Below are 9405 nucleotides of genomic sequence, written 5' to 3'. Positions count from 1 at the left end.
GGCTTTCTCATCCGCCGGGTCTTTGCCATTGGCAACGAGGCCCAAAAGCCGCTTGGCCTCCTTGCGTGCCAGCTCTGGTGTCCAGGGAGCACCGTGAGGACCGATGGTGACGAAGCGCTGCCGACCGAACACGCGATATTTGAGGACATAGGTCGCCTGGTCGCGTTGACGCCGTACACCAAAGCCCCGCACCGCCTCACGGTGGTCTGCGTCCCAGATAGTTTCGCCCGGCTTGAGCGCTTGCACTGCGCGGATCGTTATACTCGAAACGGCCATTGATCGCCTCTGTAGCTACCACTTAGCTACCACCATAGCGCCAATTACAGCGCAGGTAAGGCGGCGCGCGGCGACCTTATTTATTGATATTACAACAATTTTCGTGCGAAAGGCGGGAATGGCGTAGCAACGGCGGCGCCGTCGCCGTGTCTGTGGAACAGGGTCGGTGGTTCGAGCCCACCCAACTGTACCAGCGCTGGCAATGATTTAAGCAGACATCACTGAGTGGTAGCCAGACCAGCAGTCCCGTTTAACAGAGGCTTAAGAAGGCTCTGCAATGGCGGGCTATGCTCTGGAACAGGATCTTCTTAGGCATCATCGGACTGGTGGTCGCAATCAGTGCGGGCGCCGAGCTCCAGCTCTGGCTTGATACGGGGACGGTTTGGAGCAAACCGAGAAGAGGTGAGCCGTGGCTGTTGTCGTATGACCAGACGCCATTTTCGTACGTCCTCGAAGTGGGAGGCTGCGTCTTTCTCGTTCTCATCGGCCTGCTCCTCGTCTCGGTCTCAGTCGGCGGGCGAGTCGGGAGAAAGTCCTCCAGTAGCAATTAGAGGCATGCTCACGGCGGATGCCAAGCGCTATGCCGCCAAGGACGCATTGCGGCAAGAGAACGACTCGTGGTTGAAAGTGGTAGGGATGTCGTTGAGAGGGCGAGGCAGATGCCAGTCGACCACGAATTTGGGGACCAGCACACCGAACTAAAGCTATCGATAGTCGAGAAATATTTGAGGTTCTTTACGACAGCCCTCCGGGGGAAGTTTGGTGAACTTTGGTACATTGATGCGTTCGCCGGGACAGGTTCACGAACTGTCCGTCACGAGCACCGTCCTGCAGGCCTGCTAGATGCTGGAGAACCTGAGCGCGTCGAGCGTCGCCGAGGTTCTGCTCGCATCGCTATCGACGTAAAGCCGTCATTTGACTTCATTGTCTTTGTTGAAAACAAGCCCTCCTATTTTGCCGCATTGGAAGAGCTGAAGGCCAAATATCCCAATCGACGGATCGTCGTCATAAAGAACGACGCGAACGAGGCTCTAAAATCGTTGGTCGCAACGAACAATTGGCGTTCGACTCGAGCGGTTCTATTCCTCGATCCCTATGGGATGCAGTTGGAGTGGGCGACCCTCGAAAAAGTGGCGGCCACGAAGGCAATCGACGTTTGGTTTCTGTTCCCGTTGTCAGGCTTGTATCGTCAGGCGACTCGCGATCTGGCGGATGTGGACGAGCACAAACGCGCTGCGCTTACGCGCATGTTTGGCTCTGATGCGTGGGAAGAGGAATTGTACCCGAAAACGGTGCGAGAGGATCTGTTCGACGGTCTGATTGAAGAGCCAAGGCAGCGCACAGCAAATGTGGCTGGACTGGAGGCCTATGCAAAATCCAGGCTCGAGACAATCTTTGCAGCTGTTTTAAAGCCGCTGCCGCTCCCGCCAAATGAGAGGCCTCAGCGCTTTTCGCTGTTCTTTTGCATCTCGAATCCGCGCGCGATACGCCTCGCGAGCGACGTCGCCAATCACATACTCAAGGCCGGCATGGCGTCGTAGGTGCGTCCGTGGAGCAATCGGCCGGCGGCCTTTTTGTTTTTGCCTCCCCACTGTTTGAAAAAGAAGGCTGTACCAAAGCGCCGGCACATGACTTCGATTTCGTCAACCCACTCCGGTTTCATTTCGCGAGCACGCGGCCCGCTCTCTCCTCCGACGATGGCCCAGTGGACGCCAGTCAGATCGGCTGCCGCAACGGAGCCAATCAACGGCTCAAGGGAGACAAAACGGATCGCTGCGGGCACGGCTCTGAGAGAGTCGAGGCGTCCCAAAACTCTTGCGTCTTCGACGCTCGTGCCGAGCCAAACGTTGGGCAGAACCCTGAACTGAGGGTCAGAGAGGACTTTCGCCATGTGCTCAGGGCGCTTCGTCAAGATTTGATATGTATGACGAGGAGTGTCCTGCATTACCTCCCACACGCGACGAATGAAGTCCGTTGAGACGTCGGGATGAAACAGGTCCGACATTGAGTTCACGAACACTCTTCGCGGCTTCGACCAGGCTCGGGGTACATCGAGCGACTTCTCATCGAGGCGAATTGTGCCAGTCCAGACGGCTCTGCCACCGCTTTTGCGTGTGAGCCCCTCGTACTTCTTGAGGCCCATCATGTCTAACCGAGCTGCCATGCGCATGGCGTAACAGTTCGTGCAACCCGCACTCAGTACGGTGCACCCGGCAACCGGATTCCAAGTCGCATCAGTCCACTCGATGGAGGTGTCGGCCATGTCGGCATTGAATCAGAAGAGCGCGGAGCTGTGAATCAAAAAATTCGCAATCGCCGGAGATCGCTCAACGACGACCGGGCACCCTTCGATAGCTTTGCGAGCACGAACGCAGCCGCCGGCATCGCCAGCAGTTTAAGCGCGCACGTCACAACGACGGTCAGTGAACGAAGTTAGCGTCTATGCCTGATCTCGTTGGGGTTGTTCTGCGCTTTCTGAGAGCGCCAGCCCACATTATGTCTGCTGGCTGCGTTTGGCTGGACCAAATTCGGCATTTAGAGTAGTCTCTTAGACACAGCAACATGTCAGCGGAGGTCCTCCGTGGAACATCGCGGCGTCAGCTTTTCGATTGTTGAAATCAGCTATTTATCCGGTTGGCAGTGGACGGTCGGAAAGGGCCGAACCGTGTCGGTCGGTGTTTGCGCGACGAGGCAGGACGCGATCCGTCAGGCTCGGACTTTCATCGACGCGATTATGGACTGGGCTGCCTGAGCGGCGCGGCCCTACCTCACCCCCGCCACGATCACCACCATCACCGGCAACGTCACCGCAGCCAGCAACGTCCCCAGCGCCACCGCGCCCGACACCGGGTTCACCAGCCGCTTGTACTGAACCGCAAAGATGTACGCGTTCGCGCCGGTCGGCATCGCCGCGAACAGCACGATCACGCCGGCTGCGACCGGCGGCAGGTTCAGCAGCTTGGCCAGCACGAACGCTGCCGCCGGCATCGCCAGCAGCTTGAGCGCGCACATCACGAGGATGCTGAGCTTCTCGCCCTTCACCTCGAAGCGGAACAGGTTGATGCCGAGCGCGATCAGCGCCGCCGGCGATCCCGCCTGCGCCAGCAGCTCGATGGTCTTGTCGACGACGGGATGGAGGCCGAGGCCGGTGAAGCGCCAGACGACGCCGAAGCCGATTCCCAGCATCAGCGGATTGCGGGCGAGATCGGCGAGCACGGGGCGGATCACCGCCAGAGGCGAGCCGGTCTGCTTGCGGCTGACAAGCTCCATCTGCAGGATGCCGCAGAGCCAGAGCAGCGGCGTGTTCACCGACAGGATCAGCGCCATCGGCCCCGCGGCCTCGTTGCCCAGCGCCGAGAGCGTCAGGGGAATGCCGAGCATCACGATGTTGCCGTAGACCGAGCCGATCGCGAACACGACGCCGTCTTCGCGGTCCTCGCGCCGCGCGCGCAGCAGCGCCGACAGCGCCAGCGCCGCGATCCAGGTGAGCGCGAGGGCGCCGTAATAGGCGCCCCACATCCGGTAGGGGCTGACGTCGGGGAATTCCGACACGACGATGGTGCGGAACAAGAGGGCAGGGATCGCGATGCTGAAGGCGAATTCGGAGATGCCCTTGTGCGCGGTCTCCGAGACGAAGCGAAACAGCACCGCGGCATAGCCTGATGCGATCAGGGCAAACACCGGCGCGACGATCAACACGGTGGCCATGCGCCCCTCTCCTCACGGGGATATCAGCCGACCACCCCACGCACTCTCGATGATGCCATCATGCCCCTGTTTTGCCCGACGTGTCAAAAGTGATTCGTAAAATCCGTAGAGGCGATTTCAAGAGGGATATCAAGGCCCCGGCTACTGTGCATGGGGTTGTTTTCGCAGTTTTTGTTTTGAGGGCGTCGGAGCCAGCGGTGGAAACCGATCTCGCCAGTCTCGCCAGAGGGTTAGCCGGAGTCCTTCCCCGCTCACAGCTGTCATCCTCCGCGCAGGCGGGGGATCCAGTACGCCGCGGCTTATCGAGGAACCTCAGGCGTCTCTGGAATACCGGGTCACCCGTTCCAGTGCGCAATTGCGCACAAGCCGGGTGACGACAGCGGAGGAGAAGGCCCGCCCTGTTGCCGAGAGCGCACACGTTCCGACCTTTCGCTCCCGCCCTCGTTGCCAACGAACGGCGGTTCACCCACACTCCGCCCGACCAGACATGTGGGGGGATCGATGCCGGCGTTTCACTTCAGGAAGTCCGTTCTTGCGGCCATGTCGGGGCTTGCCCTGGCCGTCCTGGTCCACCCCGGCGCCGGCTTCGCCTACTCGCAGGAAGAGCAGCAGGCCTGCACGCCGGATGCGATGCGGCTGTGCGGCGAGTTCGTTCCGAACGTCGATGCCATCACCGCCTGCATGATCCAGAAGAAGGCGCAGCTCTCGCCGCAGTGCAAGGTGTTCTTCCGCCGGGGGCCCGAGCCGGGCGAAGCCCGCGCCGGCAAGCCGACCCGCATCGCGCCCAAGACCGCGAAGAAGAGCGCCAAGCCGGCGCCGAAGGCGACCAAGAAGAAGAAATCCGAAGGCTGAGCGCGACAAGCGCGTTCCTTCCCTGAAACCCGGGCCCCGGCGAGCATGCGAAGCGCGGCTTCGCGCGCGATGGCATCGGCTCCGCGACAGCTACCGGACTCCTTTTGTTCGCGCTCCTTGCGCGCCCGCTTGCGGCAATTACCGCCACGCGCGGTCGAAAAGAGTCGCGCCACGGTTTGCGCGGCAAGGTTGCATTCCGGTTTTTCCCGCGCCGCTGCTCAGAAAACGCACGATTGCGCGCAGCGGAGGCGCTCCATTGCAGTTCGTGTCCTTGTCGCGCGCGGCAGTGTGACTCAAAAGCCAACACGCCTTGTTATTTCGTGGCGGCAGAGCAACTCCCGGTAAATTTTTCTTTCCCGAATCAGCGCGCTGATTCATTTTCGGAGCCTGGGGTCAATCTGGAGGCCGAAGGTATGAACGTTATTGTTTTTGCATCGCGTAAAGGCGGCTCGGGCAAGAGTACCCTGGCCGCACATCTCGCCGCGCAGATCAAGGCGAGCAAACAGGTCATGCTCGTGGACGCGGATCCGCAAGGGTCGCTCACGCTGTGGCACAAGCTGCGGGGCACCAACGAACCGCCGATCAAGTCCGCCGTCAACTCCGTCAGCGGCATCGTCTCCGCTGCCAAGCGCGACGGTTATGAATGGGTGTTGATCGACACGCCGCCGAACCTCTCGGCCGTCGTCGACGACGCGATCAAGAACGCCACCATGGTGGTGATTCCCGCCCGTCCCGGCGTGTTCGACGTCAACGCGGTGCAGGAGACCATCCAGATGTGCCGCGCCGCGCGCAAGCCCTATGCGGTCGTGCTCAACGGTGCGCCGGCCAAGCGCGACGAAGCCGAAAGCCCGATCGTCACCATCGCCCGCGAAGCGCTGGCGAAATTCCGTGCGCCGGTGTGGGGCGGCCAGATCACCAATCGTTCGGATTTGTTGATGGCCCTCAGCCACGGCGAAGGCGCGCGGGAGTATCAGGCCGAGAGCCGTGCGGCTCAGGAGATTGCAAGGCTGTGGGCGGCGATCGAGCGTTCGGTCAAGGCCATTCGCGGCACGGCGTCGGCGTCCGGCGCAATGCACAAGCAGGCGGCGTAATTTTTCATAAATCATTCCCCGGACGGAAAACGCGTGGATGTCCGCGCGTTTTGCGTTTTGGGGATGACGATGCTCTGCGCTCTACGCCACCATCAGCATGTAGAACACGATGACCGGCGACAGCGTCAGGATCACCGACCAGATGCCGACGGCCCAGAGAATGTCCCCGGTGGTAAAGCTCTGCTCGGTGGTAAAGCTCTGCTGTCCGGCGCCGTAATGCGACGCCATTTCATTCTGACTATTCACAAACGCCCCCGCGATTTCTTCGCTTATGGACGTCACGCTAAGCGAGATGTTTTAATATTCCGGCTTGCAGCGCCGCTCGCATTTTGAGCGCATTTGTGACCTCCGTTTAACCATCCGCGCGGGCCCGCGTCAGCCGACGAGCCAGACCCGAAACAGCAGCACCGGCATCAGGCCGAGCATCACCGCCCAGAACCCGAACGACGAAACCACCAGGATTCCCCGCAAAAGATCGGCGGGTGCGAATTGCTGTGCGGCCGTAGGCCGGCTGCGATGTCCCATGGTCATTCCCCCTTTGGAAGGCTTTGGAGAAAAACGATAGGTGCGAGAGCGTAAACGAGACGTGGATGCGCCATGCGGCGGATGCGAAGGCGATTGGGGCGCGGTTAACCACGAGGTTCTTACCAGGGCAGGGCAATCGCATTTAAGGCCGCTGCTCCGCGGCCCATCCTTCGAGACGCCCGCCTTCGGCGGGCCCTCAGGATGAGGACGGAGTGTGCGGCCGCAATTTCGAAGATGCCGCTTAGCCTCATCCTGAGGAGACCGCTGGAAGCGGTCGTCTCGAAGGACGAGGCGCGCGCTCAGGCCCCCGCCAAGCAATCAAATGCGATCGCCCCGCCCTCCAGGGGACGGGAGGAGAGCCGCGCTAAACCCATCCGCTATATTTGCGCCTGATCTCGTCGCTCCAATTCCACTCCCACATCACGACCTCCTCGCACAGGCCGATGTCGCGGCGCAGCCAGGGCGACGCCGGATATTTGCCGGCCCATCTGTAACCCTTTACGGATGTCAGGTGTTGCCACAGGGCCTTGAGGGCGCACAGCGATCGGTGAATTCGCATCGGTTGATGTCCGGAGGAGGCTTTCGTCGGGCAGCACGCGGCCGTTCGAACCGGAGCCAACCGGTTCGTTCGCAAGGCCACATGCGGGTGAGGTGAAGAGGGTGGTGCTACGCCGCGACTTTCATCCGTCGCTCGATCTCGCGGTCGATCGTGGCGGCGAGCTCGCTGCTCACTTCCACCATCGGCAGGCGCACTTCGGGGCTGTCGATCAGGCCGCTGCGCCACAGCCAGTGCTTGGCCGGCGCGGGGCTCGGCTCGGTGAACAACAGGCGCGTCAGCTCGGCGACCTCCTGCCAGCGCGCCTGCGCCGCGTCATGGTTGCCGCGCTTCAGCTCGGCATACACGGCCGCGAACGTCGCGGTCTCGACATGGGCCGAGAGCACGATGCCGCCGTCGGCACCGTCGACGAGCGCTTCGAGGTAGTTCGCGTCCTCGCCGGTGAGCACGCGAAATCCCTCGGGCCGGTCGCGCAGCAGCGCGATCGACTGCTCGCGGCTGGCGCCGCAATCCTTCAGGCCGACGATGTTGGGATGCTCGGCGAGCCGCAGCATGGTCTGGTTGGTGATGTTGACCGCGCAGCGATAGGGGATGTTGTAGAGCGCGAGCGGCCAGGCGGCGTGATCGGCGAGTGCTTCGAAATGCGCCAGGAGCCCGCGTTGCGACGGCCGCACGTAATAGGGGCTCGCGATCAAATATCCCTCGATCGGCCAGTCCGCGGTTTCATCGAGGCGCTCCTTCAGCCGCGAGGTGTCCGCGCCCGATAAGCCCAGACAGATTGGGATGGTGCGGCCGCCGGCCGCCATCTCGTCGCGCACGATGGCGACGAGGCGTTCGAGCTCGGCGTCCCGCAGCGTCATGCCTTCGCCCGAGGTCGCCCCCAGAATGAAGCCGTCGACGGCCTGTCCGCTGTAATGCCGCGTCAGCCGCCGCAGCGACGTCTCGTCGAGCTTGCCGCCCTGAAACGGCGTCACCAGCGGCAGCCAGAGTCCGTGCAGATGCGTTCGCAGGTCGGTCATGTCCAGTTCTCCTTCTCGGGAAAAATCCTGAGACGGAGGGCACATGAAAAAACCCCGTCCAGGTGGCGGGGTTTTCGGGATTTGCTGCAATGACGAAGCGTAGTTAGCGCGCGCAAAAATCCGAGGTCCCCGGGCGGGGGCCTTTTTTCGAGACGATTGCGCACGACTTCGTGATCATTTGCAAATGATGCGGGCGATACGTGGAACTGTCAATACACGCGGAAGGCGAATACCGAATTGGACAGAAAAAAAGCCGGGCTCGAACGAGCCCGGCTTAAGGTATTGGCCACGTGAGGCCGACACAATCACCTTCCAAGAGGGATTACTGAACTCCCGCGCCACTGGAGGAGGGGGACAAATGCGCAACGCGAAGGCTCAGCGTGCAAACATTATGAGCTTGCCCAACGCCATGCAGCAACAGCCGAGGCCGCATGTCAGACATGCGGAAATCAGGACGGCCAGCGCTGCGCCTTGCTCACCACGAAGTCGCGGAACACCTGCACGCGCGCGACCGTCTTCAACTCCTCGGGATAGACGAAATACGTATCGAGCTGGATCGAATCCGATTCGCCGAACAGTTGCACGAGACGGCTCTGCTCTTCGATCAGATAGTCCGGCAGCGCGGCGATGCCGAGGCCCTGCTGACAGGCGCGCACCAGGCCGAGGATGTTGTTCACCCTGAAATAGGCCTCGCGCGGACCCGAGCCGTTGCGGCCGGCTTCGACCAGCCAGTTGCGGTTCTGAAGATGCGGCGCGAAGTTGCCGTCCGAGAGCGTGATGATGCGGTGGGAGTCGAGCTCCTCCAGCGTGCGCGGTGTGCCGAACCGCTTGATGTAGTCAGGCGAGCAATAGGCGTGGAAGCCCATCGCGAACAGCTTGCGCTGGATGAGATCCGGCTGCGTCGGCTTGCGGGTGCGGATCGCGACGTCCGCCTCGCGCATCGACAGGTCGAGCTCCTCGTCGGTGACGATCAGCGAGATCCGGATCTCCGGATAGAGCGCGGTGAATTCGCCGAGCCGCGGGATCAGCCAGTTGATGCCGACGCCGGGCGTGGTGGTGATCTTGAGATCGCCGCTCGGCCGCTCGCGGCTGTCGGTCAGTTTGGCGCGTGCCGCCTGGAGCTGCATGAACACGTCATGCGCGGTGCGGAACAGGAGGTCGCCCTGCTCGGTGAGGATCAGGCCGCGGGCGTGGCGGTGGAACAGCGAGACCGAGAGCTCCTGCTCCAGCGCCGAGACCTGGCGCGAGACCGCCGATTGCGACAGGCCGAGCTGCTCGCCCGCATGCGTGAAGCTGCCCGCTTCAGCCGCCGCGTGAAACACCTTCAGCTTGTCCCAGTCCATATCCGTAAATCCGTCGCGTGATCGAGGCATGATCT

The 9405-nt window shown here is 61.9% G+C and carries 12 protein-coding genes; 4 read left to right on the top strand and 8 right to left on the bottom strand.

Annotation, left to right across the window (positions count from 1 at the left end; all coding sequences use genetic code 11):
• A partial coding sequence (locus E4K65_RS32515; RefSeq protein ID WP_135177603.1) for an Arm DNA-binding domain-containing protein occupies positions 1 to 276 on the bottom strand: 276 nt, incomplete at its 3' end.
• A gap of 659 nt (positions 277 to 935) precedes the next feature.
• On the opposite strand from E4K65_RS32515, the gene E4K65_RS32510 reads away from it, so the two are divergent.
• Positions 936 to 1817: a three-Cys-motif partner protein TcmP gene (locus E4K65_RS32510; protein ID WP_135177602.1), complete on the top strand. Its 882-nt coding sequence runs from the start codon at positions 936 to 938 to the stop codon at positions 1815 to 1817.
• Here the strand turns inward: E4K65_RS32510 and E4K65_RS32505 are convergent.
• The gene (locus E4K65_RS32505; protein WP_135177601.1) at positions 1787 to 2539 is read right to left on the bottom strand and encodes a DUF5131 family protein; all 753 of its coding nucleotides are present in this window, start codon (positions 2537 to 2539) and stop codon (positions 1787 to 1789) included. The two genes, E4K65_RS32510 and E4K65_RS32505, sit on opposite strands and share 31 nt — an antisense overlap.
• A 318-nt stretch (positions 2540 to 2857) precedes the next feature.
• On the opposite strand from E4K65_RS32505, the gene E4K65_RS47720 reads away from it, so the two are divergent.
• The gene (locus E4K65_RS47720; protein ID WP_167771325.1) at positions 2858 to 3028 is read left to right on the top strand and encodes a hypothetical protein; all 171 of its coding nucleotides are present in this window, start codon (positions 2858 to 2860) and stop codon (positions 3026 to 3028) included.
• A gap of 11 nt (positions 3029 to 3039) precedes the next feature.
• On the opposite strand, the gene E4K65_RS32500 is transcribed toward E4K65_RS47720, so the two are convergent.
• Positions 3040 to 3984, bottom strand: coding sequence for an AEC family transporter (locus E4K65_RS32500; RefSeq protein ID WP_135177600.1), 945 nt, complete (start codon positions 3982 to 3984; stop codon positions 3040 to 3042).
• A gap of 501 nt (positions 3985 to 4485) precedes the next feature.
• Between E4K65_RS32500 and E4K65_RS32495 the strand changes: the two genes are divergently transcribed.
• Together E4K65_RS32495 and E4K65_RS32490 are read left to right on the top strand one after the other, a co-directional pair.
• Complete coding sequence (locus E4K65_RS32495; protein WP_135177599.1) at positions 4486 to 4836, top strand: hypothetical protein; 351 nt, start codon at positions 4486 to 4488, stop codon at positions 4834 to 4836.
• Between the two features lie 413 nt (positions 4837 to 5249).
• The gene (locus tag E4K65_RS32490) at positions 5250 to 5927 is read left to right on the top strand and encodes a ParA family protein (RefSeq protein ID WP_027547672.1); all 678 of its coding nucleotides are present in this window, start codon (positions 5250 to 5252) and stop codon (positions 5925 to 5927) included.
• Between the two features lie 81 nt (positions 5928 to 6008).
• On the opposite strand, the gene E4K65_RS32485 is transcribed toward E4K65_RS32490, so the two are convergent.
• From E4K65_RS32485 to E4K65_RS32470, 5 genes are all read right to left on the bottom strand, one after another.
• Positions 6009 to 6173: a hypothetical protein gene (locus E4K65_RS32485; RefSeq protein ID WP_167771304.1), complete on the bottom strand. Its 165-nt coding sequence runs from the start codon at positions 6171 to 6173 to the stop codon at positions 6009 to 6011.
• 129 nt (positions 6174 to 6302) lie between these two features.
• The gene (locus tag E4K65_RS47715; RefSeq protein WP_167771324.1) at positions 6303 to 6452 is read right to left on the bottom strand and encodes a hypothetical protein; all 150 of its coding nucleotides are present in this window, start codon (positions 6450 to 6452) and stop codon (positions 6303 to 6305) included.
• Between the two features lie 364 nt (positions 6453 to 6816).
• Positions 6817 to 7011 (bottom strand): hypothetical protein, encoded by a 195-nt coding sequence (locus E4K65_RS32480; RefSeq protein WP_167771323.1) that lies wholly within the window; start codon positions 7009 to 7011, stop codon positions 6817 to 6819.
• Positions 7012 to 7118: 107 nt separating this feature from the next.
• Positions 7119 to 8027 (bottom strand): 4-hydroxy-tetrahydrodipicolinate synthase family protein, encoded by a 909-nt coding sequence (locus tag E4K65_RS32475; protein WP_135177597.1) that lies wholly within the window; start codon positions 8025 to 8027, stop codon positions 7119 to 7121.
• A gap of 449 nt (positions 8028 to 8476) precedes the next feature.
• Positions 8477 to 9400 carry a LysR family transcriptional regulator gene (locus E4K65_RS32470; RefSeq protein ID WP_167771322.1) on the bottom strand — a complete coding sequence of 308 codons (924 nt, stop codon included), beginning with the start codon at positions 9398 to 9400 and terminating at the stop codon, positions 8477 to 8479.
• Positions 9401 to 9405: the final 5 nt, after the last annotated feature.

It is taken from the genome of Bradyrhizobium niftali, from assembly GCF_004571025.1.
In the GTDB taxonomy this organism is placed as follows: Bacteria; Pseudomonadota; Alphaproteobacteria; order Rhizobiales; family Xanthobacteraceae; genus Bradyrhizobium; species Bradyrhizobium niftali.
The sequence above is the reverse complement of the archived record's forward strand: the minus strand, read 5'-3'. Positions and strand labels throughout refer to the sequence as shown.